Source organism: Nesterenkonia natronophila (assembly GCF_003595215.1).
Taxonomy (GTDB): Bacteria; Actinomycetota; Actinomycetes; order Actinomycetales; family Micrococcaceae; genus Nesterenkonia; species Nesterenkonia natronophila.
On record NZ_QYZP01000002.1, the window covers coordinates 106,511 to 131,050 of the forward strand.

Below are 24,540 nucleotides of genomic sequence, written 5' to 3' on the forward strand. Positions count from 1 at the left end.
ACCCGTGGCGTAGCCTTGGAACATGGGCTACGACCTGATCCGGCTGAACGGCCTGCAGCTGAGTGCAATCATCGGTGTGCTCGACCGGGAGCAGCTCACGGAGCAGCCACTTGTCATAGACGCCGAACTTCGCTTGGATCTCAGCCCAGCGGGCCGCAGTGACGACCTTCGTGACACCGTCTCCTACGCGGCAGTCGCGGACCTGATTGAGGGCATCGTCTCGACTGAGAAATTCGCACTCATCGAGACGCTTGCGGAAACGCTGACCGCAGCCATCATCCGATCGGACAAGCGCATCGAAGCTGCCGCAGTCACTGTCCACAAACCGCGCGCCCCCCTGACCCAGACTTTCGACGACGTCTCTGTCACAGTCCACCGCACTCGTTCTGAGGTTCCTGACAGTCCCGCATTGGACCGACCCCGGCCGGCCGTGTCGGGTGTGTATGAGGGAGAGCTGGTGGAGGACCAGGGCGGCTCAGCCTCCACCGCAGAATCTCCCCTGACTGCCGAGGAAGGTGTCACCGTCACCACCCCTACCGCACGGTTGGGCCACTACGACCGCACGTCTCTGGCTGAGCTGGGTCACGAGGACGCCTCCGCCACAGGCCATTTCCGCGACCCTGATCTCCCGGCGGCATTCCCCGTGCGAAGCGTGCTGGCCCTGGGGTCCAACCTTGGTGACTCGTCGGCCACACTGGCCTCAGCCGTTCAGGCGCTTGAGGAGGCCGAAGACGTCGTCGTTGTCAAAGTCTCACCGCTGGCCCGGACCAAACCGGTGGGTGGACCGGAGCAACAGCGCGACTTCCTCAACCAAGTGGTGGAGATCGAGACCAGGCTGTCTCCCCATGGTCTGCTGGACCTTGCGCAGCGGATCGAAGCCGAGCACAATCGCGTCCGGGAGGAACGGCACGGGCCCCGCACCCTCGATGTCGACATCGTGACCTTTGCCTCGGCAAACATCGATTCTCCCCGGTTGCAGGTCCCGCATCCCTCTGCTGCCGAACGAGCCTTTGTCCTGCTGCCTTGGAGCTGGATGGACCCGGTGGCTCTGCTCAGCGGGCGCCCGGTCCGCGAGCTGGCCCAGGAAGCCGAGGACTTCGATGACGTGGTGAGGCTCGAGACGTGACCCAGCTGCGACCGCTGTGGCTGCTTGTGATCGCCCTCGGCGCGGCCTTGGCCGGGTACCTGGCGACGGTCCTGATGGCGGCCGCCGGGTTTACCTCTCCGGTGCTTCCGCTATCCTCGGCGATCACACTTGGGGCGATCGGAGGAGTTGTCCTCATCTTGGGACTGATTGTCTGGCGCGACCAACGTCGGTTTGAAGAGGCCGCTGATGAGTCAGGTCGAAAGGGCCGTACGAACCAGTCTCGGCCAGCACGCAGACTTCATCCCCTGCAGGCAGTCAGGGTGGTGGCAGCCGGCCAGGCCTGCGCCTATGCGGGAGCGCTGATCGCTGGCTGGCACGCAGGGGTGCTGATCGACTTGGCGCCCGCAGCAGGTGCCGGGACTCCGAACGTCACCTCCGCCCTGGTGGTGGTGATCGGCGGAATGGTCTGGGTGATTACGGGGTTTGTGGTGGAGACGCTATGCAAACTCCCACCGGATCGTGGCCTCGGGCAGGGCGAGACACGATTCGACGACAATGGAACGGAGCCGCATGCTGCACTCTGAGGCCATCGACCCCGCGGGGGTCGAATGGACACGTGTGGATGAGAAGTACATTACGGTCAAGTACATCACCGGCATCGGCGGATGGTTGGTCACGTTCGCTATCGTCGGGGTCCCGCTCCTGCTGAGCTGGACGGGGATTTGGGTCGACTTCCCGCTCTGGCTGCAGGTCCTGGTGATCGGGGGTCTGGGGCTCTGGGCTGCCGTGGACCTGGCTCTCGTACCGCGGAGAGTGCGCGCCATCGGGTACCACGAGCGTGCAGATGACCTCCTGATTCGCCGAGGGCTCCTGTGGCAGCGGGTGGTGGCTGTGCCCTACGGACGTCTGCAGTACGTGGACATCGAGGCTGGCCCCATCATGCGCAAGCTCGGTCTTTGCACCGTTCAGCTCAAGACCGCCTCAGCCGCGACTGATGCCACCATCCCAGGAGCAGTGCGGTCGGAAGGAGCTCGATTGCGCGATGAGCTCGCCGCCCGGGGACAAGCACGTCTGGCAGGCCTCTGATGGCCGAGGAGCCCGCCAAAGAAGCGTGGTTCGACGAGACCTGGACGAAGGTCCATCCGCTGAGTCCGCTGGTGCGCGGATGGGTCACCATTGTGGCGATTCCCGCCGCGTTCTTCGCATACAACTGGGAGATGTGGTCCAACCTCTGGACCGCCTGGCGAACCGGGCAGCTGGTGGAGAACGTCCAGTCCAACCCATTGCCGTACCTGATCGGCGGCGGCCTCTTCCTTGCCCTGGCGCTGCTGATATTCGTTGGCTTCACCCTCTCCTGGTGGTTCACGCGGTACAAGATCACCGAAGAGCATGTGATGGTGAAGTCCGGGATATTCGTGCGGCAGCACCGTCAGGCGCGCATCGACCGAGTGCAGGCGGTGGATCTCCGTCAGCCGCTTCTGGCTCGGATCGCAAGACTTGCCGAATTGCGGTTTGAGGTCGCTGAGGGTGACGGCACTGCAGCCACCCTGGCGTTCCTGCGCAAGCGCGAGGCTGAGCGGCTGCGGACCGAGATCATGGACCGCGCCGCTGGCCGACTGCCGGCCCGAGGCATAACTCCGGAAGGCACCCCTCCTCCTGATCCGAGCAACTCCGCGTCGCTAAATGTGGGGAATAGCGACGATTCTGAGGCCATTTCCAACATCCCGAGACCTTCTGCGACGGAGTCGACCGAGCTGCCGGGTCCAGCCGATAGTCCGATACCGGCTGCGGTCCCGGACCGTCAGATCACCCGCGTACCAATCTGGAGACTGATCGCCTCGATGATCTGCGGTCCCGGTGGCGTCATCGTGGTGTTCGTGGCTGGCATTTACGTGACGTACCTGGGCCTGACAACCGCCCTGGTGTGGTTCAGTGGGGAGCAGGACGCGTCGATGGTGATGGAGGTAGGTCTCCAACCTGCAGTAGGTATCCCCATCCTCCTTGGCGCAGTGGTCGGGTTCTGGGGCCAGCTCACCGGAGGGTGGAACTTCACTGCCACCATGACGCAGGCAGGTCTGCGGCTCAAGTACGGGCTGACCACCACCAATACCCAGACAGTCCCTCCGGGGCGGGTGCAGGGAATCCAGATCCAACAGGGTCTGCTGTGGCGACCCTTCGGGTGGTACAAAGTGATCGTCACCGTGGCCGGGTACGGGCTGGACTCGCGCACCACGCTGCTGCCGGTGGGCACCGCTGGTGATGTGATGCGCCTGACTGCGGAAATGTTCCCCGATCTGCGGGTGGAACGCCCCGAACAGGTCTTTATGGCAGGTCTTCAGGGGTCTGGGGCGAATCGGGGCTTCACGGAGGTTCCTGCGCGAGCGGCGCTATTCGACCCTTTGGTGCGCAGGCGTCGCGGCTTCTTCACTACCCCCAGCGCACTGCTCATCCGTGACGGATGGATGACGCGGCGCCTGACTATGGTCCCCCACGAGCGTATTCAGTCCACTGCCCTGCAGCAGGGCCCCTTGGCGCGATGGCGGAACGTCGCCACCCTGCACATTCACCTTCCCGCCGGCCCGATCACGGCTCTGGCGAAGAACCAGGATCTTGAGCATATCCGGCACCTGTTTACGCAGGAGACCGCATACGCGGCGGTGGCACGGCGGCTCACCGACCGGAACCAGTGGATGCTGCCCGAGGAGTTGGCGGAGTTCGAGAAGAATGTCGCAGAAGCGGTGGAAAAGCTCGACGACGCAGTGGTTTCCTCCGCCCCATAGACTTGCAGGCGTGCCAGCTGGCGGATCTATCCCAGCAGCGTCACCACCGGCCCTCTGCGCCCACACCACGTAAGGACGAACGAAGATGACCGTGCCGATCGATCCCTATGCCGCTGACCTGCCCCCATGGGCTAGGGAGGGACGGTTGGGCGTGGGAGTCATTTCCGGCGGGAAGGTCGGTTCAGTTCTGGGTGCGGCGCTGCGCAGCGCAGGGCATCAGGTAGTGGGGGTGCACGCTGTATCGGTGGGCTCCCAGGACCGAGCGGAGAACCTGCTCCCGGGTGTCCCCGTTCTGGAGATCCCGGAGATCGTGCGCCGGGCTGAGCTGGTCCTTCTGGCAGTGCCTGACGACGTACTGGGGAAGCTGGTGGCTGGAGCGGCAGAGGCCGGTCATTTTCACCCGGGACAGCTGGTGGTCCACACCTCTGGCCGCTACGGCACCGGCGTGTTGAAGCCGGCGACGGATGCAGGTGCCATTGGCCTGGCCATCCACCCGGCAATGACGTTCAGCGGAATGAGCATGGACCTGCAGCGGCTCAATGCCAGTGCGTTCGCGGTCACGGCTGATCCGGAGGTAATGCCAGTCGCCCAGGCACTGGCCGTGGAAATGGGTGGTGAGCCTGTGGTGGTGGAGGAGCAGCACCGCGGCGCCTACCATGCGGCATTGGCCCACGCCTCCAATCACCTCAACATCCTCACTGCACAGTCCTCCGAAGTGCTGGAACGGATTGGGATTGCGGATCCCTCGCACGTGCTCGGGCCACTGATGCAGGCCTCGCTGGACAATGCGCTGGCTTCTGGTGCGGGATCGCTGACTGGCCCAGTGGCCCGCGGTGACGCAGGTACGGTTCGGCAGCATCTGCGAGTGTTAGCGGACTCCGGTCTCCCGGCCGACGTCCGAAGTGCCTATATTGCGATGGCGCAGTCAGCCGTGCAACGGGCGCTTGCGCTCGGCACTCTCACCGAGAACCAGGCGGCTGAGCTCCTTGATCTCTTGGCGGAGTAGCGTGCAGACCCTGGAGTGCGACCCAATTAGACTGTGCGCGTGACCCAGCTCTTCGACACCGTGAGAGGCATTCGCGCTGCCGTGGTGCGAGCCGCCCAACATTCCACCGCCGCACGGCCGGTAGTCGGGATAGTTCCCACCATGGGCGCTCTGCACTCCGGACATGCGGCGCTGTTGGAGTCGGCCCGGAGGAGTTCAGACGTTCTCATCGCCAGTGTCTTCGTCAATCCGCTGCAGTTCGATGATCCGACGGACTACCAGTTGTACCCCCGGCAGCTAGAGGTGGATCTCCAGATGCTCGCCGAACATGACGCAGATTTCGTCTTTGCTCCGGGACTGCAGGAGATGTACCCCGGTTATCCGGAAGGTCCCCTCGTAAGAGTCAGTGCTGGGGAGCTGGGCCGCCGGTGGGAGGGGGCATCCCGCCCTGGACACTTTGATGGGGTGGCAACGGTGGTGACGAAGCTCTTCACCATACTCTCGCCCCCAGCCCCGGCAGAATGTGAAGCGTGGTTCGGTCAGAAGGATGCTGAGCAGCTCGCCGTGATCCGCCGGCTCGTGACTGACCTGAACCTTCCGGTGCGGATTCGGTCGCTGCCGAGTGTGCGGGATGAGAATGGGGTTGCGCTCTCAAGCCGGAACCTGCGGCTCAGCGAAAGTGATTACGACGCCGCTCGGAGCCTATCCCGTGCGCTCTTCACCCTGAAGGCGCGAGCAGAGACGGGAGGCCCCCTGGACCTTCCAGGACTGCGGACACAGCTGCAGTCCTCAGAGCGTATCGACTTGGACTACCTCGTAGTCGTGGATCCCGCCACTCTGCGGGAGACGGCGCAGGGTGTGCTGAAGCAACCGGCGCTCGCGCTGATCGCAGCGCGAGTGGGCCCAGTGCGGCTGATCGACACGATGGATCTTCGGCCGGCCGTACCGCCGACTGGCTGAACTGTGATGCCGCTTCGGCAAATCATCCCACCGCAGGGCCTGACGTAGGGTGGATTCATGAGCACAAAGACCGACTTTCCCTACCTCGACTCATCCGTCAGGGCACAGGACGATCTCAACCACCACGTCAATGGCGAGTGGCTGAAGACTGCAGTGATTCCCGATGACCTGGATGCTTACGGCTCCTTCCTCGAACTGCGTGACAAAGCTGAGGCAGACGTGCGCGCGATCCTCGAGGAGTCCGCGGAGACGGCTGCTGCCCACGCGACTGAGCTTGACCCCGAATTTGGTGATGTCCAACAGCGCATCGGCACGTTCTACCGAGCTTTTATGGATGCTGAGCGAGCCGAGGAACTTGAGCTGGCTCCAATCCAAGAGCGTCTGGACCAGATCGACTCCGCCACCACACCAGGGGAGCTCGTGCGCCTTTGCGCCCAGTGGCAGCGCCAAGGTTTGGATGGTCTGCTCACGGTGGGCGTCACCCGGGACGCAGGCAACCCGGAGCGTGAGCTCTTCCATGTCATGCAGGGCGGCTTGGGGCTGCCGGACGAGGCCTACTACCGAGAGGACACCTACACAGAGATTCGGCAAAAGTATCAGACCCATCTGGAGTCATTCCTCTCGATCGCAGGGGTCGCAAATGCCGCCCAGGCGGCCACCGCGGTCTTCTCCCTGGAGACGGACCTGGCTTCGCACCATTGGGATCGTGTGGCCACGCGGGATGCGCAGAAACGCTACAACCTGAAGTCTCGCTCTGAAGTTGAGCAGGCTATGCCGCTGGTCACGGAGGCCTTTCAGGGATGGGGCCTGACTGACGCTCAGTCGGCGGAAATTGTGGTCGGTCAGCCGAATGTCCTCGGCGCTTTCCAGACCGCGCTCACTGACCACCCGTTGGACGCCTGGAAACATTGGCTCCGCGTGCAGCTGCTGCGCTGGGCGGCACCGCTGCTGCACGCTCAGGTTGTGGAGGAGCATTTTGACTTCTACGCGCGGACTCTCAACGGTACGCCTCAGCTGAAAGAGCGGTGGAAACGAGGAGTCGCGCTGACCAACGCTCACCTGGGGGAGGACGTGGCCCAGATCTATGTGGCCCGGCACTATCCCCAGCAGGCCCGGGAGGCTATGAATGAACTCGTCGCTGCGCTGATCGAGGCGTACCGGCGGTCCATCACGGCTTTGGACTGGATGGGGGAGGCCACTCGCGGCAAAGCCCTGGACAAACTGGAGGCCTTCACCTCCAAAATTGGCTTTCCGGCAACCTGGACTGACTACTCCGCCTGCGCGGTGGCCCCGGACGACCTTGTCGGCAACGTCGCTAGCGCGGCTGAGGGCGAATGGGATCGGGACGTCGCCAAGATTGACGATGGTCCTGATCCGGACGAATGGCACATCACTCCTCAGACAGTCAACGCCTATTACCACCCTTTGGAAAACGTCATCTGCTTCCCCGCAGCCATCCTGCAGCTGCCGTTCTTCTCAGCTGACCGGGACATGGCACAAAACTTTGGTGCCATTGGGGCTGTGATTGGGCACGAGATCGGGCACGGCTTCGATGACCAGGGTTCCCGCTACGGCGCTGACGGTTCACTGACTGACTGGTGGACCGGTGAGGATCGTGCGGCCTTTGAAGCGCGCACCGCTCAGCTGGTGGATCAGTTCAGCAAGCTCAGCCCCAGCGTCCTGGACGATACGCACACCGTCAATGGTGAACTCACACTGGGAGAGAACATCGGGGACCTAGGGGGAATAGGTATCGCCCACAAGGCTTATAAGCTGTGGCTGGCTGCGCGGAATCAGGGTGTCGCCATCACTGACGTGGCTACTCCTGAGGACAACGACGACGACACTGTTGGAGACCTCACTGGCGACCAGCGATTCTTCTTCGCCTGGGCTCAGGGGTGGCGCAACGTGACACGTCCTGAGCGTGCACTGACGTTACTGAGCATCGATCCTCACTCACCGGCAGAGTTCCGCGCTACCCAACCGGTGAAGAATATTGACGCCTTCCACCAGGCTTTCGGCACATCTGAAGGTGACGGTATGTATCTTCCGCCTGATCAGCGCGTCACGATCTGGTAGTTCTTCTACTGTGAGTAGAAGACGTAAACTGGCGGGGTGACTCAGCAGACTTCCACCAGCAACGATATCGACACCACTGACCAGCGCGCTGTGCGCATGGACAAGCGCACCCGCTTGCTGGAGCAGGGCGAGGCGCCGTACCCGGTGGCGGTGGAGCGTACTGCCTCATTGGTTGAGGTGCGCAGGCGATTCCCTGACTTGGAGCCGGGGGCCTCCACCGGAGAGACGGTTTCGATCACCGGCCGCGTGATGTTCATCAGGAACACCGGCAAGCTCTGCTTCGCGACGCTCCAGGAGGGCGGCCCCCAGGGCAGGGGAACCCGATTGCAGGCCATGATCTCGCTTGCCGAGGTCGGTGAAGAGAGTCTTGCCCAGTGGAAGTCAACAGTCGACTTGGGGGACCACATCCAGGTAACGGGTGAGGTGATCACCTCGCGGCGAGGCGAGCTCAGCGTGATGGCGCATTCGTTCTGCTTCGCCTCGAAAGCAATACGGCCGCTGCCTGTGCTGCACGCGGAGCTCAACGAGGAGACCCGCGTCCGCCAGAGGTACGCCGACCTGATTGTGCGCGATGAGGCCCGCGAGATGGTCTACACGCGGGCCGCGGTGGTACGCGCAATACGGGGCGCCCTGCACTCCCGCGACTATGTGGAGGTTGAAACACCGATCCTGCAGTTGATGCACGGTGGAGCGCAGGCCCGTCCCTTCCGCACCCACCTCAACGCATTCGACCAGCCGATGACTCTGCGGATCGCTACAGAGCTTTACCTCAAACGCGCTGTCGTCGGCGGTATCGACCGAGTTTTCGAGATCGGGCGCGTCTTCCGCAACGAAGGCGTCGACTCGACCCACTCTCCAGAGTTCACCATGCTGGAGTCTTACGAGGCCTGGGGGGACATGTATGTCATGGCCGAACGAATGCAGGAGATGATCCTCAAAGCCGCAGAGGCTGTCGGCACCGGCCTTCAGATCGAGACAGCGAAAGGCGTAGTAGATCTCAGCGGTGAGTGGTCATGGATGTCGGTCTACCCGGGTCTGTCCGAGGCCGTGGGACAGGAGATCACCCCAGAGACGGATGCGGACACTTTGCGCACTGTAGCCGAGCGGCATCAGGTCAGAGTCGATCCCGCCTGGGAAGCTCAGAAGCTGGTCCTGGAGCTGTTCGCTGAGATCGTGGAGCCGACATTGCTGCAGCCCACGTTCGTGTGTGATTATCCGCCTGCGGCGCAGCCCCTGGCTCGCCCGCACCGCGAGAAGCCTGGAGTCATTGAAGCGTGGGACCTCATCATTGCTGGCATGGAGACCGGTACAGCATTCTCTGAGCTCATTGACCCTGTGATTCAGCGCGAACGCCTCGTTGCTCAGGCTCAGAAGGGTGCTGGCGGAGATGAGGAGGCTATGCAGGTTGATGAGGACTTTCTGCGGGCCTTGGAATATGGGGCCCCACCAATGGGCGGAATTGGTTTGGGAATCGATCGCCTAGTGATGCTGTTCACCGGATCAGGTATTCGCGAAACAATACTATTTCCCCTTCTCAAGCCGGAAAGCTGAGTCGAAATGGAGAATTTCTGGACTTACTTCGAAGTGCTGGCCCCGTCAATAGGTGTGGGTCTGGTGTTTTGGTTTGCGATGCGCGCAATCTTCCGGGCTGACCGCAAGGAGCGGGCAATGGAGGCTGCCGTCCGACAGGAACTTCATAAGCCCGCGAACAGAGAATCAGACGCTGATCAGTGAGTGAACCAAGCTGAATTCTTCCTGAGAATTACAGAGTTGACGGTCATAGTTTTTCCCTGGGACAATGAAACTGTCGCCAGAGAATTGGTCCCTGGCGACTTTTCATCATTTTTCAGCTCTGAGAGTGCGGGGAGAGAGCACTGTTTTTCGGGGTTGTCGATATTCAGCAGCGAGGTGCATTGCCCATGGCGAAGAAAGTTCAAGAAATCCTGGTTGATGATCTGGACGGATCACCGGCCAAGGAGACGGTTCACTTCGGTCTTGACAGCAGGTTCTACTCCATAGACCTGTCAGAGGCGAACGCGAAAGAGCTGCGCGACACCCTCAAGAAGTATGTTCGGAAGGCGGAGGCGGTACCGCCGCCCTCACCGCAGAATGAGGCCAAGAAAATCCGCGAGTGGGCCGTCTCTCATGGATACACGGTGGCTAAGCGTGGCCGCCTGCACCGCGACATAGTTGAGGCTTACCGCAACGCCAAGAAACGCTGACACATCGCTGGGGACTGACCTCCGGCACGGGTACCACGACCCCGCGCCGGAGGTCAGTCTTTTCCCTGTGGCGAACAGGTGGGGGAGTCCGCAGCATGTAGCCGTAGCCTTAGACTCTCTGAAGACAATGCTGTAGGGAGCGTCAGTTGGCTATGTTTGAGAGATTTACTGACCGCGCACGTCGCGTCGTTGTGCTGGCCCAAGAAGAGGCCCGCATGCTTAACCACAACTACATCGGCACCGAGCACATCCTGCTGGGGTTGATCCACGAGGGCGAAGGTGTGGCCGCGAAGGCGCTGGAGTCCCTGGACATCAACCTCCAGGGTGTGCGGGAGAAGGTGCAGGAAAAGATCGGACCGGGCCAGAACGCCCCGTCCGGGCACATCCCCTTCACCCCGCGCGCCAAGAAGGTGCTCGAGCTCTCGCTGCGTGAAGCGCTCCAGCTGGGCCACAACTACATCGGTACTGAGCACATTCTGCTCGGGCTGATCCGCGAGGGTGAGGGCGTCGCCGCGCAGGTGCTGGTAGAGATGAATGCCGATCTCAACAAGGTCCGGCAGCAGGTGATTCAGCTGCTTTCCGGCTACTCCGGGGGAGAGCAGCAGGAGAAGGCTGGTGCTGGAGTGGGGCAGGGTGGTGCCTCCGGGACCCCGGCGGGTTCCGTGGTCCTCGACCAGTTCGGTCGCAACCTCACCGCAGCCGCACGTGAAGCTCAGCTGGATCCGGTGGTCGGTAGAGACTACGAGCGTGAGCGCGTGATGCAGGTGCTCTCCCGCAGAACAAAGAACAATCCCGTACTCATCGGTGAGCCCGGCGTGGGCAAGACCGCCGTTGTGGAGGGGTTGGCCCAGGCCATCGTCAATGGTGACGTGCCTGAACTGCTGCGCGATAAGCAGCTCTACACTTTGGACCTCGGGTCCCTGGTGGCTGGATCGCGCTACCGTGGTGACTTCGAAGAGCGCTTGAAGAAGGTGCTCAAGGAGATCCGCACACGGGGTGACATCATTTTGTTCATTGATGAGATTCACACCCTGGTCGGCGCTGGTGCAGCAGAAGGCGCAATCGACGCAGCCAACATTCTCAAGCCGCTGCTGGCCCGCGGTGAGCTGCAGACTATCGGCGCCACCACACTCGATGAATACCGCAAACACATTGAGAAGGATGCGGCTCTGGAGCGCCGTTTCCAGCCGATTCAGGTTGATGAGCCCTCAGTGGAGACCACAGTGCAGATTCTGCGCGGGCTGCGTGACCGATACGAGGCTCACCACAAGGTCTCGATCACTGACGAGGCGCTGGAGCAGGCTGCCAACCTGGCCAACCGATACATCAATGACCGGTTCTTACCTGACAAAGCGATTGACCTCATCGATGAGGCAGGCGCTCGGCTGCGGATCCAGAAGATGACTCCGCCTCCGGAGCTCAAGGAGTATGAAGCCAGGATTGAAGAGGTCAAGCGGGAGAAGGAAGCCGCAATCGACTCTCAGGACTTCGAGGGTGCTGCCCAGTTCCGGGACAGGGAACAGAAGCTTGTTGAGGAGCGCAGCCAGAAGGAAGAGGCGTGGAAGTCGCGGTCGATGGACGAGATCGCCGAAGTTGACGGCGATCTGATCGCCGAGGTGCTGGCGTTCTCCACCGGCATCCCGGTCTTCAAGCTTACTGAGGCTGAATCTGACCGCCTCAAGCGCATGGAGGAGGAGCTGCACAAGAGGGTCATCGGACAGGATGAGGCTGTGAAGTCCCTTTCACGGGCCATCCGCCGCACGCGCGCCGGCTTGAAGGATCCCAACCGACCTTCTGGCTCGTTCATCTTCGCCGGGCCTACCGGCGTAGGCAAGACTGAGCTGGCGAAGGCCTTGGCAGAGTTCCTGTTCGGTGACGAAGACGCGTTGATAACACTCGATATGTCCGAGTTCAGCGAGAAGCACACCGTCTCGCGCCTCTTTGGCGCGCCCCCAGGATATGTGGGCTATGAGGAGGGTGGTCAGCTGACCGAGAAGGTGCGGCGTCGACCCTTCTCAGTGGTCCTCTTTGACGAGGTCGAGAAGGCCCATGCAGATCTGTTCAACTCGCTGCTTCAGATCCTCGAGGACGGCCGCCTGACGGACTCACAGGGCCGGGCGATCGACTTCAAGAACACTGTGATCATCATGACCACGAACCTCGGCACCGGCGAGATCTCAAAGGGTGTGATGACAGGCTTCACATCCTCGACGGACACCGCGACCAACTATGAGCGGATGAAGGGCAAGGTCAGCCAAGAGCTGCGTCAGCACTTCCGCCCTGAGTTCCTCAACCGTGTCGATGACACCATCGTGTTCCCGCAACTGGAGCAGGAGGAGATCGTCAAGATCGTGGACCTGTTCATGGATCGCCTGCGCACCCGGCTGGCGGAGCAGGCGATGACTGTGGAGATTACCCACGAAGCCCGCGAGTACTTGGCCGATCGAGGCTACGATCCCTCCATGGGTGCTCGACCGCTGCGCAGGGCTATCCAGTCCTTGATTGAGGACCAGCTCTCAGAGCGCATTCTCTACGGTGAGATCCCGCATGGTGCGGAAATCAGCATTGGCCTCAAGGGCACCGGGGCTGATCGGGAGCTGACATTCGACTGGCGGATGCCGACTGAGCAGCTGGAAGCAGCTGAGGAGCCGGCAGCCATCGAAAGCTGACAGTTACCAGAACGCTTCTGTCGGGCCCGCACACGAACTCCGTGAGCGGGCCCGACTTTTTTGCTCCCCTGCCTGGACTGCGGGTTCGCAGAGGCTTCCGGGGAAGCGGATAACGTGGAGGTCATGGCGAAGAACAAATCCTCGGCGGGTTTTGAGTGCTCCGAGTGCGGCTGGCAGACCGTCAAGTGGGTGGGGCGCTGTCCCGAGTGCCATTCCTGGGCAACGGTGGGGGAGAAGCACAAGGCCGCCTCGCGGACTGGTGCTTCCCGAGCCCTGTCTTCGCCGGCACAAACTATCGCCCAGGTGGACTCCTCCGTGGCGGAGTTCAGACCGACTGGGATCGGGGAGCTGGACCGCGTTCTAGGAGGGGGTCTGGTCCCAGGCGCAGTCATTCTGATGGCAGGAGAGCCCGGTGTCGGCAAATCTACCCTTCTGCTCCAGGCCGCCGCAGATGTAGCGCGCAAACATACCGCCCAGCCCGTGCTGTACCTGACAGGGGAGGAATCTGCCGCTCAGGTGAAGAAGCGCGCCGAGCGGATCAGTGCTGTGGCCGATGGGTTGTATCTCGCCGCTGAGTCAGACCTGGGCCAAGCGCTGGGGCAGATCGAAGAGACCGGCGCGGGTCAGGGTGGCCCGCAACTAACGATCATGGACTCCGTTCAGACACTCTCATCGGCCGAGGTGGAAGGCTCTGCCGGCGGGGTCACTCAAATCCGAGAAGTCACAGCCGCGATGATCGAGGCTGCAAAACGGCGGAATATGACCACAATCCTGGTGGGCCATGTCACCAAGGAGGGGAATATAGCCGGTCCCCGCATGCTCGAGCACCTGGTGGACGTGGTCTGTCAGTTCGAAGGAGAGCGCCACTCGCGCCTGAGGCTGCTGCGAGCGGCCAAGAACCGGTACGGACCCACAGACGACGTCGGATGCTTCGACCTGACCGAGGACGGCCTGGTCTCCCTGGCAGACCCGAGCGGGCTGTTTGTCTCGGCCATGACGGAACGCGTGCCCGGAACCTGCATCACCATCACCCTGGAAGGGCGCCGACCGCTGACCGCTGAGGTTCAGGCGCTGGTGGCCGAGTCTCCCGCCGCGCAACCGCGTAGGGCCGTCTCCGGCCTGGACTCGCCACGCGTTTCCATGCTCCTGGCCGTGCTGCAGCGGAGAGCAAAACTGGCAACCCTGATGAAGTCAGAGACCTATGTGGCCACGGTGGGCGGAGTCAAGATCACCGAACCGGCCGCAGATCTTGCGGTGGCTCTGGCTATTGCCTCTGCCACATTGGAGAAGCCGCTCCCGAACCGATTCCTTGCCTTCGGCGAGGTAGGGCTCGCGGGAGAAGTCAGGCCGGTTCAGGGCCTCGGTCAACGGTTGCAGGAGGCGCAGCGACTGGGCTTTACCCACGCCATTGTTCCGCGGACCCCTCCGGGAAAGGACTCTGCAGACACGGAGAGTGTGCCCCAGGGGATGACGGTCCGCGAGGTCGGGTCGCTCGCCGAGGCTTTGGGTTTGGTGCTGGGCGAGAAATAGTCAGGCGTTGCGCTCGGCGGGATCGGGGGTGCGCATGAGATCGCCGAGCACAGACTCCGAGCAGAGATCGGCGCAGAGCGCGCTCAGAGCTCCAGGGACCACCGAGTAGTAGGACCATGTTCCACGCTTCTCACGAGTGAGAAATCCAGCATCAACAAGGATCTTCAAGTGATGGGAGACCGTGGGCTGCCCAAGATTCAGCGGCCCGGTCAGATCGCAAACACATGCCTCGGCAGACTCCCCGCTGGCTATCGTGGCAAGCAGCATCAGACGGTTCGCGTCACCGAGCGCCTTGAACTTGGTCGCCAGCACAGTCGCGGACTCGCTCTGAAGCTTGGGGGCCCCGGGCGTAGGACCGCAGCACTCAGAGAGGTCCCCAGCAGGATCTCCCATGGCGCTCGGTGAGATGGGGATTGTTGTCACGGCGTGGTCCTTTCGGAAAGCACAGCTTCTACATTGACATACGTCGATGTAGTAAAGAATACTCGTTTCATCGATACCTGTCGATGATACTCCTGATCCCTAGACGACGAGGCATTAGTGACCCACTCTGAGCCCCCGGACACAGGAGCTGTCCTTCAGAAGCTCTCCCTGCTGGACAAGTTCCTGCCACTTTGGATCCTCGCTGCGATGGCTTTGGGTTTGCTGCTGGGCGCGGCAGCCCCACTCTTCGGAGAGGCACTCGAATCAGTCAAAATTGCAGGCGTCTCCGTCCCGATCGCGGTGGGCCTGCTGGTGATGATGTATCCGGTGCTCGCCAAAGTCCGGTACAACGAGACCCGGAGGGTCATTTCGGACAAACGCCTCATCGTCACCTCCTTGTTGATCAACTGGCTGCTCGCGCCTGCGTTCATGTTCGCCCTGGCCTGGATCTTCCTCCCTGATCTTCCGGAGTACCGAACTGGGCTGATCATCGTGGGCCTAGCTCGCTGCATCGCCATGGTGCTCATTTGGAACGACCTCGCCTGCGGCGACCGGGAGGCTGCTGCTGTTCTCGTCGCTATCAACTCAGTGTTCCAGGTATTCATGTTCGGGCTTCTCGGGTGGTTCTACCTTCAGCTGCTGCCAAGTTGGTTGGGATTGGAAACCACCAGCACAGAGTTCTCCATATGGGCGATCACCGTGTCAGTACTCGTGTTTCTCGGTCTTCCGCTGCTCGCTGGTTTCCTCACGCGAACCATAGGCGAAGCTCGCATGGGCCGCGCCGCCTACGAAGCGAAGCTCCTGCCCATCATCGGGCCTTGGGCGCTCTACGGGCTGCTGTTCACCATCGTTGTTCTCTTCGCGCTTCAAGGTGACCAAGTCCTGAATCAACCCTTCGACGTGCTGCGGATCGCTGCACCGCTGCTGATCTACTTTTTGGCCACATTCGGCGCCTCCATGGTCATAGGTTGGCTTCTTCGGATGGGTTACCAGCGCTCCACCACATTGAGCTTTACCGCTGCCGGGAACAACTTCGAACTGGCCATCGCCGTCTCCATCGCCACCTTCGGCGCCGCCAGCGGCCAAGCGCTCGCCGGCGTCGTCGGACCCCTGATCGAGGTTCCGGTGCTGGTAGGACTGGTCTGCGTGGCCCTGTGGGCCCGAAAATTCTTCCGCTCGCCCACGGCGGCTGCCAACACCGTCCCACCTCACGTACCAGCGCCCGCTCGCACACATTGAGAAAGGTGACCTCATGTCAACGCCCTCCGTTGCGCAGAATATGCAGAAACCCGGCAGTGCCAAACCCGCTGTGACCTTTGTCTGCGTTCACAACGCAGGTCGCTCCCAAATGGCTGCAGGGTTTCTTCGCGAGCTCTCAGCCGGCAGCGTAGTTGTCTACTCAGGCGGCACCAAGCCCGCTGAGCACCTCAACCCGCTGGCGGTCGAAGCTATGGCTGAGATAGGCATCGATATTGCCGATCAGGCCACCCATGAGCTCTCCGCCGATATGCTCCGAGAGTCTGATGCCGTGGTCACCATGGGTTGCGGTGACGACTGCCCGTACTTCCCCGGAAAGCGTTACGAAGACTGGGCGCTTGAGGACCCGGCGGGCAAGGACCTGCAGACGGTGCGCCGGATCCGCGATGATATCAGGGCACGTGTGGAAGAGCTGCTCGGGTCACTGACGCGCTGATGCGCTGATGCACTTAGGGCTCAGGCTCAGAGGTGTCAGAGAGCAGGCAGGTAGGTCAAGGCGTCGTCGTGCTCGCAGCCAGTTGCCTCGAGCAGGTCGACAACCATAGTGCGGGCCAGCAGCACCAACGCCTCCCCCTCCAGATCGTGGATATCAAGTCGTTGCGGGTGCAGGCGGGTGGCTACGGCGGCCAGCGAGTCTCGGGCGGTATTCATCCACCGGTCGAAACCCGGGCCCGTCTCCCTGGTGGCCTGACCCAACTGGCCCGCGGCGTCAGCCAGCTGCTCTAAGACGGTAGCCAGTTGGACTGTGCCCGAATCTGAGAGCCTAGCGTGGTCTATGGTGCTGACGGCCCGTCTTGTCATCAGGCGCAGACTCCGCACCGCCAGATCGAGCTTCCCGGCGGTATGTTCGATCCGGCGCACGTAATGGCGGTGCCGACGGTGGGCAGGGGAGTAACGGGTCAGCTCCTTGGCACTCGAAAGTGCTTTGGAGGTCTCGTCCACCTGGGACTGCAGGCCGCGGGCACGAATCAGCGCATGCCATGCCTGCCGAGAATCTGAGGTATGCAGCGCGGCGGCGGTCTCCCGCAGCGCGAGCGTGAACTGATCAGCGACTTCCCTCATCTCGCGGACTGGCTCACCCCTGGGGTCCTTGGGGGTAATCAACGTGATCAGCAGCGCCGTCGCGCCGCCGACCACCGCGTCTATGGACCGAGTAAATGGGCCCAGGACGGCATCTGCTGGAACTGGCACCATAACCACCAGCAATGATTGGAGGCCCATCTGCATCGCCAACAAGGGGCCGGGGTCCAGGAACCGAGCAAGCATCACAGCGGAGAACACGGCGACCAGAGCGGTGACGACGCCCCCGCCGAGGCCCAGAACCAGCATGTCAGCCAGCAGCACACCCAATGTGCAGCCTATGGCGACTTCTACGACCTTCCGCAGTCGAGGCTCCTTTGTGAACCCCATGGCGATAAGCGCCGCCACTGCAGCAAAGAGCGGAGTCTCGTGTCCCAGCAGCTGCTCTGAGATCACGTACGCGCCTACGCCGGCCACAGCCATCTGCAGGGCTGGCAGCACTGAGCGCCAGGAGCGCACCGCACCTGCTCGGGCTCGGTTGGCGGCCGCACTGCGCGTGGACCGCGCGGCCGTGCGCAGGTACGCGAAAATGGTCCTCATTCCAGCAGTTTAGATCCGGACGGACATGTCTCGGCAGGGTCTGCCGACCACAGAGCGTCGCAGAATGTAGGAAATGACGGGCGGGGGAGGGGAAGTTTCCCATATTCAGAGACGCTCAACATCTCGAATGGGCCCCCGGCAGCGCGACGCGCTCGCCCTGCTGTTCGGCCAGCCCGTCTGAGAGCAGGGACTCCAAACACCGGCGCCGCTGCACCAGGTCCACTGTCGGAAGGGGGAGACCGTCGAGCAGATCGCTGCGTTCAACCACCCCACCGATGCGCAGTGCAGCCATGATCGCGCCGCGGACCTGCCGGTCACTGCCCGCCCAGCTCTGCGCGCGGGTCCTCTGCTCCTCCGTCGGAGGAGGAGAACCGGCAAGCCGCCAGGTGCAGAGTTGAGCTGCCGGGCATTCCGAGCAGGCAGGGGAGCGCGCAGTGCAGACCAGCGCACCAAGCTCCATGGCCGCGATGTTCCAAGTGCAGGCCAGCTGCCCGCCATCAGCCTCCGGGTCAGGAAAGACATCGCGGGCGAGTCTGCGCTGATCGGCGGTGTAGGTCTTCCCAGGAAGCGCCTGACCGGCGAATAGTCGCGCCAGGACACGCCGGATATTGGTGTCAACAACCACCTCAGGCTCCTCAAAAGCGAAACAGGCTACGGCGGCAGCCGTGTACTCACCTACACCAGGCAGCTTCCGCAGCTCATCTGCCGTCTCTGGGACCCGGCCTCCATGGCGGTCCACGATAGTCTGAGCGGCTTCTCGGAGGCGCAGTGCGCGCCGTGGGTAACCGAGGCGGTCCCATACCGTGAGGATTTCGGCCACGGGGGCAAGAGCAGCGTCCTTGGGCTCGGGCCAGCGGCGCATCCATTCCTGCCATCGCGGCACCACTCGGCTCACCGGGGTTTGCTGGAGCATAGCTTCCGACACCAAGACGCCCCAGGGTGTGCAGTCCCTGCGGCGCCAGGGCAGATCCCGGGCGGCATGGTGATACCAGGAGGTGAGGGCGGCATGAACCGGACCTGGTGAGACGATGACATGGGGCGCTGCAGCTGACATGAGAATCTCCAGTGTCTCAGACCCGCTCGGTAGACTGTGGCGGAGCAAAGCTACCACTAGGAGAGCGAGATGAACCCGAACGCGCCGAGGACCGCCAACTACCCCGGAGACCGCCAGTAGGGGTCAGCGGAGTCGGTCAGCGTCGAGGTGGCGGATGTGCACGGCAGAATGGACCGTGCCGCAGCGAGCCCGCACCAGCAGGTGCCGCCTCCGCCGCCCGGATACAAGACGATGTGGGGTCTGGGTGTCATCTACGCCGTGTGGGTCGCCTCCATGATGTGGACCGGCGGATGCCTGGCAGTGTTCTTCGAGGACCTCAGTGCCGAGAATGCCGACGATGCCGCCATGATGATGTTCTTTGCCGGGCCCAGCATCGTGATTAATGTGCTGCTTCTGGGGTGGATTATCCGCATCCACCGGAGACGAGGGGTGTACCGCCGTATTCTGGACAAGTCCTATCAGGAGCTTTTCGGCTACCATCCAGGACAGGTCTGAGAAGTCTTCAGACCCGATCGTAGAGCTGCCGCAGCTCTGGCGGGATCGGATAGGCCACCCGGGCTCCCCGCGCGGCAGGTACCTCTGCTCCACGCGCCCGTCGGCCGGTCTCCGCAGAGAAGAAATTGATTCCCACGGCGGCCGTGAGCATCGCGGGACCGAACGAGAGCAGCGCCCCTGCGGCCCATGCCCACAGGGTGGGATCCTCCATAGAACGAGCCAACCCGGACCATCCTCCGGCGAAGACCAGCGATAGGCCTGCGCCGAGGGTCAGAACGATCCCCAGGAACCAACACACACCCGCGGCGGGCGCCACGTCCGGTTCGGCGTCCGTAATCACCGTGTTGTCACGCGGAGCGGCACGGAAGATCAACCAACCGCCCACCAGCCCCCAAATTGCCGCAACAAGGTAGGCCGCGATCATGTCAGAGGGCCGATGCCAGGCTTCAATGAAGATGTAGGTGCCCCAACCGCCAGCCCACAGCGCGCCGAGAACGCCCACAGCAGGGCGCGCTCTAGGACTGGCTACCAAGAAGACGGCCACCACTGCGGAGGCGGCCATCGTAGTGTGGCCACTAGGCAGTGAGTTGCTGATCCAGTAGGAGGGGTTTCCCACCAAGTCCGGGCGCTCAAGCATCACGTACTTCAGAATCTGCGTGGAGAGGTTGGCGCCTAGTACTGTGCCCAGGGCGATCAGGCCAGCGAGGTACTTACGTCCCGCCAGCACGATCGCGATGAAGAGGAACGCCGGCGGGGCCATGATGACGAACGTGATCCAACGGTTCTGCGGGTTGAGATAAGGCAAGGGATGGTCAAAGTGGTCCGCCGTGGTCCGCATCACGTTGTCAAGGAACTGCCCGGACTCGGTGCGGACGAAGTACTCGTAAACCACTAGAAACAGTACCCCCGTGACCACGAGCGCGGCGATCCACAGACCAGTGCGCCGGGCGGGCGCGCGCAGCGCAGAGGATGAAGGCATACCGTCATTCTTCCAGCTAGTCCTGTGAACTTGCGAACATAGACTTGAGCTTGTGCAAATTCATCTACTGCCAGACCGCGGGGAGCTGCTCGAGGCCGCCGCAACTGTCTCGCTCCCTATGCGAACACGTTTCCGGGGGCAGACTCGGCGCGAAGTGATGCTTATCCGCGGTCCCGCGGGTTGGGCAGAGTTTGGTCCCTTTCCGGAATACGGTCCGGTGGAATCCGCTCATTGGCTTCGGGCCGCGGTGACTGCCGCCTGGGAAGGCCTCGGCGCCCCGCTTCGGGAACAGGTCCCCATCAACGCCACCGTTCCCGCTGTGGCACCTGCAGAGGTAGAGCAGGTGCTCGCCAATTACGGCGACCTGGATTCGATTCCGGCCGTGAAGATCAAGGTCGCGGAACCCGGAGCCAATACAGCCGATGACGTGGCCCGGGTGGCCGAGGTCTGCCGTCTGCTCCCCAGAGCAGGAATTCGAGTTGATGCCAACGGCGCCTGGAGCATGGCTCAGGCAGTCAGTCAGCTCTGCAAGATCGCAGAGATTGCCGGCCCGGCGTTCGAATACGCCGAACAGCCGGTGGCGGGGATTGAGCCCTTGGCAGAACTTCGGGAGCAGCTGCGGTCTCGTGGAGTCCCGGTGCTCATCGCTGCCGATGAAGCAATTCGCAAGGTCGATGACCCGCTCCGAGTGGCCGCGCTGGGGGCCGCGGATCTCATGGTGGTCAAAGTGCCTCCGTTGGGAGGCGTCACACGCGCCCTGGATATCGTGAATCGTTCCGGACTGCCCGCTGTGGTGTCTTCAGCACTGGACACGTCCATCGGGCTCTCCGCGGGACTGGCTCTGGCGGCACAACTTCCGGATCTGCCCTACGCCTGCGGTCTGGGTACGGTGAGTCTCTTCGAACACGATGTGGTCGCGGCCCCGCTGCTGCCGAGCGCTGGTGTGATCCCAGTGCCCTTGGCGGAGGACAGGGAGGATGGCAAAGTGGTCCGTTCCCCGGAGCCTGATCCTGAGTTGCTCCACCGGCACAGGGTCAGTGCTGAGCGTCAGGCCTGGTGGTTCGACCGGCTCAGCGAGGCCTACGATGTACTCCATGGCAGCTGAGAGGGGCCCGTTCCGGGAATTCGACGATTCCCACGATGCCGAATCGCTCAGACTGGCGCGCCGGGTCCTGCGCGGCCTGACCCTGCACATGCGCCACGTCGTGCTGGCCCCCGGCTCGCGGTCAGCCCCCATAGCCTACGCTTTGGCAGAGGCGGAGCAGCTGGGAGCACTGACGCTGCACATCCGAACTGATGAGCGCTCTGCCGCATTCACCGCCTTGGGCATAGCTAGGTCCACCGGTGAACCTGCTGGTGTAGTCACCACTTCCGGCACAGCGACCGGAAACCTGCTGCCGGCCGTGATGGAGGCCGATATGTCCGGGATTCCGCTGGTTGTGATCACCGCCGACCGCCCGGAGCTGCTGCACGGAACTGGGGCCAACCAGACTCTCTGGCAGCAGGGCATGTTTAGCGGCAGGGTGCGCGACGAGCTGCATCTGGAGCAGTCAGATCTTAAGGGCGGCAGTCTCCGCCTGGAGCCGGTCTCCCGCGACGATATGCTCGCCGCTGAAACACAGGCGGCTCTGCTGCTGAAAGCATCTACCACAATGAGTTCCAGGTCCACCTGCGGCCCGGTACACCTCAATATCGGATTCGCTGACCCGCTGGTCCCCGCTACTGGCACACCCGGAGCGGGCACCCAGCGATGGGCGCGGAAGCGGGTCATTCCGCCGCGGGAACGCGCGCGCCTTTATCGTGTGGCCGCGGCCCGTTCGGTCAGTCCAGAGCAACGGAGCCCATCCGGGCAGACGGCGCAGAGCACAGCCGAGGCCGGGGAAGGCTCCTCGACAGTGCGTGATCCAGCGGTTCAGGGACCAGGCCGTGTGCTGTTTGTCATGGGCGACCAGGCACCTCCCGAAGCCATCGAGTTCGCCAGCGGCCTGAGCCATCCGATGCTCGCCGAGCCGACCTCGGGGGCACGCTGGACTGACCTGGCCCCTATCCAGGGGTATCGGCTGCTGCTGCAGTCCCCACCCGGGACCCGAGCGGCAGAGCTCGCAGCCGCGGTGCAGCGGGTAGTCGTTGCAGGACGCCCCACGCTCACCAGACCGGTGCAGAACCTCATCAATCGGGAAGATGTTGAGGTGGTCCAGTACGCACCCCGAGCCAGCCCCTGGCACGATTCTCGACTGCCCCGACGAGTCATCACCGGCATGGAGGAGCTCGCCGAGTTCGCCGGGCGACCCGGAATTGCTTGGGCTCAGGCTTGGGAGGAGGCCGGGCTGCAGGCTCAGAGCACTATAGACACGGTGCTCCGCGAGGACGACGACGCCGCCGGCAGCCTCAGTTCAGTCCGTGCGGCGCAGTTCGTGGCCGAAACTGTCAGGACGCCCCTGGTACTGGGCTCGTCCTCAGTGGTCAGGGATGTTGACCTGGCGGCAGCACTGACCCGTTCATTGCCCGGGGTGACCAGTCGAGAAGTGACGCAGCGAGCTGTGTACGCCCTGCGCGGTGTATCCGGGATCGACGGCAACGTTTCAGCCGCCGCGGGAGTGGCGCTGGCCGCAGGTCAACGCGTCACTGCCATGGTGGGCGACCTCACCTTCCTCCACGACACAAATGCCCTGCTGATACCGGCCACCGAACAGATCCCGCATCTGGATATTGTGGTGATCAACGACGGAGGTGGAGCGATCTTTGACCAGTTGGAGCACGGCGAAGTGGGCCGCCGCTCGGGGCAGGCGCCGACCGTCGAACGACTTTTCGGCACTCCGCAGACCGTGGATGTGGAGGCGCTCGCAGACGCCTATCAGCACGAATACGTGTTCGTCGAGGACTTGGATGAGCTTGGCCGGTCGCTGGCCTACCCGAATGACAGGATCGGCATCCGGATCATCGAGCTGCGCACCGACCGCTCCCGGCTCAGAGAACTCCATGCGAGGCTGCTGCAGGCCGCGTCACTGTGACAAGACCCGCAGCAGCGCCACAAGCGATGAGGGCCTGATCAGAGCTCCAGCCCCAGCGCCCACAACATGGGCTTGAGCTTGATTCTGGTCTCAGCCAACTCTGACTCCGGCTCAGATCCGGCCACTACTCCGCAGCCTGCGAAAATGCGCAGCGTGTCACCGCCGGTCGAGGACACCTCTCCTTCGAACACTCCGCCGCGCAGCGCGATCCCGAAGTCGGCATTGCCCGCCGCGTCGATCCACCCCACGGGTCCGGCGTAAGGCCCACGGTCCATACCTTCCAAATGGGCAATGAGGTCTGCAGCGGTCGTCGTCGGTGTCCCGCACACTGCGGCGGTGGGGTGGGCGGCTTCGGCCACCTGCAGCGGAGTCGGTAAGCGCCCTGACGCATCAGCGGTCAGCTTCCCGGTGATATCGCTGGCCAGGTGATAGACATTGGGCAGTGCCAGCACGCTCGGCTCGGTGGGGGAATGCAGATCCTCTGCGACTGGACGCAGCTGCTCCAGCAGGGAAGTCACGGCCAGCTCATGTTCCCGGTGCTGCTTGGCGTCGTGCACCAAATCCGCGGTCCGCCGGGCCCGGTCGATGGTGCCTGCGAGTACGCGGGACGACAGCTCGTGGCCGCGCAGCCGCACCAGCATCTCCGGGGTCGCACCGAGCAGAGTATGCGTGGCAGTCGGGATGCCGCCCACGCAGTAGGTCCACGTTTGTGGGTACTCGGTGGCCAGGCGTGCCAGCAGCCTTCCCGAGGGCAGGGGCGATGAGGCGGTGACCACGACGTCACGGGCCAGCACGAGTTTTTCCACAGTCCCCGCATGGACGGCGGAGAGTCCGGCGGCGATGGCGCTGAGATACTGGCGCTCGGACTGAACTCCGGGCCGCAGACGGCACTCCGGCATGGCCTCCGCAGGTGCGGGCCCGGTGGGCTGCAACAGCCCCCCTTGACCGAGACGCAGGCCGTGCCTCTCCAATACCTGCGCAGCAGGCTCCGGATGAGTTGTGGTCACGAGCAGAGATGTGTGGCCTCCCGCGCAGCGGATTAACACTTCCGGAACAAGCAAGCGTGAGAGGGACTCAGATTCACCCGAGAAGGTCAAGGAGACCAACGCGACAGGCCCGGAAGCATCATGCGGCGACGACGAGCGCAGCAGGGATTCCCAGTAGGCGGCAAGCTCCTTGAAGCGGCCAGCTCCGGCAGCTGTGGTGCCAGCTGCAACCCCCAAGCCGATCAGACCTTCGCCCTCGCGAATCCACGTGCCGGAAGGATTGAGGTGCGGAAGGAGATCCACCAGCCCGGCGGGAAGGTCCACGTCCCGCGCAGTGGTGTGGAGGCAGGATGTCGCGGAGATCATGGCTTACCCATCCTACGCGGCCCGTTCGGGCAACGCG

The 24,540-nt window shown here is 63.0% G+C and carries 21 protein-coding genes; 16 read left to right on the plus strand and 5 right to left on the minus strand.

Going from position 1 to position 24,540, the window contains the following annotated elements:
- Positions 1-22 precede the first annotated feature (22 nt).
- From folK to radA, 11 genes are all read left to right on the plus strand, one after another.
- The gene (folK, locus tag D3250_RS05570) at positions 23-1,126 is read left to right on the plus strand and encodes a 2-amino-4-hydroxy-6-hydroxymethyldihydropteridine diphosphokinase (RefSeq protein WP_119902406.1); all 1,104 of its coding nucleotides are present in this window, start codon (positions 23-25) and stop codon (positions 1,124-1,126) included.
- Complete coding sequence (locus tag D3250_RS05575; protein ID WP_119902407.1) at positions 1,123-1,671, plus strand: DUF3180 domain-containing protein; 549 nt, start codon at positions 1,123-1,125, stop codon at positions 1,669-1,671. The genes folK and D3250_RS05575 overlap by 4 nt, the downstream gene beginning before the upstream one ends.
- Complete coding sequence (locus D3250_RS05580; RefSeq protein ID WP_119902995.1) at positions 1,661-2,173, plus strand: PH domain-containing protein; 513 nt, start codon at positions 1,661-1,663, stop codon at positions 2,171-2,173. Before D3250_RS05575 ends, D3250_RS05580 begins: the two co-directional genes overlap by 11 nt.
- Positions 2,173-3,867 (plus strand): PH domain-containing protein, encoded by a 1,695-nt coding sequence (locus D3250_RS05585; protein ID WP_119902408.1) that lies wholly within the window; start codon positions 2,173-2,175, stop codon positions 3,865-3,867. The genes D3250_RS05580 and D3250_RS05585 overlap by 1 nt, the downstream gene beginning before the upstream one ends.
- A gap of 85 nt (positions 3,868-3,952) precedes the next feature.
- Positions 3,953-4,873 (plus strand): Rossmann-like and DUF2520 domain-containing protein, encoded by a 921-nt coding sequence (locus tag D3250_RS05590; RefSeq protein WP_119902409.1) that lies wholly within the window; start codon positions 3,953-3,955, stop codon positions 4,871-4,873.
- Positions 4,874-4,912: 39 nt separating this feature from the next.
- Positions 4,913-5,812, plus strand: coding sequence for a pantoate--beta-alanine ligase (panC, locus tag D3250_RS05595; RefSeq protein ID WP_192892567.1), 900 nt, complete (start codon positions 4,913-4,915; stop codon positions 5,810-5,812).
- 57 nt (positions 5,813-5,869) lie between these two features.
- Positions 5,870-7,891, plus strand: coding sequence for a M13 family metallopeptidase (locus D3250_RS05600; RefSeq protein WP_119902411.1), 2,022 nt, complete (start codon positions 5,870-5,872; stop codon positions 7,889-7,891).
- A 36-nt stretch (positions 7,892-7,927) separates the two neighbouring features.
- Positions 7,928-9,442, plus strand: coding sequence for a lysine--tRNA ligase (gene lysS, locus D3250_RS05605; protein WP_119902412.1), 1,515 nt, complete (start codon positions 7,928-7,930; stop codon positions 9,440-9,442).
- 368 nt (positions 9,443-9,810) lie between these two features.
- On the plus strand, positions 9,811-10,113 hold the full coding sequence (locus D3250_RS05610; RefSeq protein WP_119902413.1) for a histone-like nucleoid-structuring protein Lsr2: 303 nt from the start codon (positions 9,811-9,813) through the stop codon (positions 10,111-10,113).
- Between the two features lie 152 nt (positions 10,114-10,265).
- The gene (locus D3250_RS05615) at positions 10,266-12,782 is read left to right on the plus strand and encodes an ATP-dependent Clp protease ATP-binding subunit (RefSeq protein WP_119902414.1); all 2,517 of its coding nucleotides are present in this window, start codon (positions 10,266-10,268) and stop codon (positions 12,780-12,782) included.
- 123 nt (positions 12,783-12,905) lie between these two features.
- Positions 12,906-14,312: a DNA repair protein RadA gene (radA, locus tag D3250_RS05620; protein ID WP_119902415.1), complete on the plus strand. Its 1,407-nt coding sequence runs from the start codon at positions 12,906-12,908 to the stop codon at positions 14,310-14,312.
- Here radA and D3250_RS05625 read toward each other — a convergent pair whose 3' ends face one another.
- Entirely contained in the window at positions 14,313-14,735 is a 423-nt protein-coding gene (locus D3250_RS05625; protein ID WP_438830130.1) for an ArsR/SmtB family transcription factor, read from the minus strand.
- A gap of 117 nt (positions 14,736-14,852) precedes the next feature.
- Here D3250_RS05625 and arsB point away from each other — a divergent pair, with 117 nt between their 5' ends.
- Positions 14,853-15,974 (plus strand): ACR3 family arsenite efflux transporter, encoded by a 1,122-nt coding sequence (gene arsB, locus D3250_RS05630; RefSeq protein WP_119902416.1) that lies wholly within the window; start codon positions 14,853-14,855, stop codon positions 15,972-15,974.
- Positions 15,975-15,987: 13 nt separating this feature from the next.
- Positions 15,988-16,428, plus strand: coding sequence for an arsenate reductase ArsC (locus D3250_RS05635; RefSeq protein WP_225973174.1), 441 nt, complete (start codon positions 15,988-15,990; stop codon positions 16,426-16,428).
- Between the two features lie 35 nt (positions 16,429-16,463).
- Here D3250_RS05635 and D3250_RS05640 read toward each other — a convergent pair whose 3' ends face one another.
- Entirely contained in the window at positions 16,464-17,612 is a 1,149-nt protein-coding gene (locus D3250_RS05640) for an FUSC family protein (protein WP_225973175.1), read from the minus strand.
- Between the two features lie 115 nt (positions 17,613-17,727).
- Positions 17,728-18,666 (minus strand): HhH-GPD family protein, encoded by a 939-nt coding sequence (locus D3250_RS05645; protein ID WP_119902417.1) that lies wholly within the window; start codon positions 18,664-18,666, stop codon positions 17,728-17,730.
- A 168-nt stretch (positions 18,667-18,834) separates the two neighbouring features.
- Between D3250_RS05645 and D3250_RS05650 the strand changes: the two genes are divergently transcribed.
- On the plus strand, positions 18,835-19,161 hold the full coding sequence (locus D3250_RS05650) for a hypothetical protein (RefSeq protein WP_158583082.1): 327 nt from the start codon (positions 18,835-18,837) through the stop codon (positions 19,159-19,161).
- Positions 19,162-19,168: 7 nt separating this feature from the next.
- On the opposite strand, the gene D3250_RS05655 is transcribed toward D3250_RS05650, so the two are convergent.
- Positions 19,169-20,140 carry a phosphatase PAP2 family protein gene (locus tag D3250_RS05655; RefSeq protein WP_119902419.1) on the minus strand — a complete coding sequence of 324 codons (972 nt, stop codon included), beginning with the start codon at positions 20,138-20,140 and terminating at the stop codon, positions 19,169-19,171.
- Between the two features lie 58 nt (positions 20,141-20,198).
- Between D3250_RS05655 and D3250_RS05660 the strand changes: the two genes are divergently transcribed.
- Positions 20,199-21,245, plus strand: coding sequence for an o-succinylbenzoate synthase (locus tag D3250_RS05660; RefSeq protein ID WP_438830137.1), 1,047 nt, complete (start codon positions 20,199-20,201; stop codon positions 21,243-21,245).
- Positions 21,235-23,151, plus strand: a complete 1,917-nt coding sequence (gene menD, locus D3250_RS05665) for a 2-succinyl-5-enolpyruvyl-6-hydroxy-3-cyclohexene-1-carboxylic-acid synthase (RefSeq protein WP_158583083.1) — start codon at positions 21,235-21,237, stop codon at positions 23,149-23,151. The genes D3250_RS05660 and menD overlap by 11 nt, the downstream gene beginning before the upstream one ends.
- 38 nt (positions 23,152-23,189) lie before the next feature.
- Here menD and D3250_RS05670 read toward each other — a convergent pair whose 3' ends face one another.
- Positions 23,190-24,503 (minus strand): isochorismate synthase, encoded by a 1,314-nt coding sequence (locus D3250_RS05670; RefSeq protein ID WP_119902421.1) that lies wholly within the window; start codon positions 24,501-24,503, stop codon positions 23,190-23,192.
- Between the last annotated feature and the right edge of the window lie 37 nt (positions 24,504-24,540).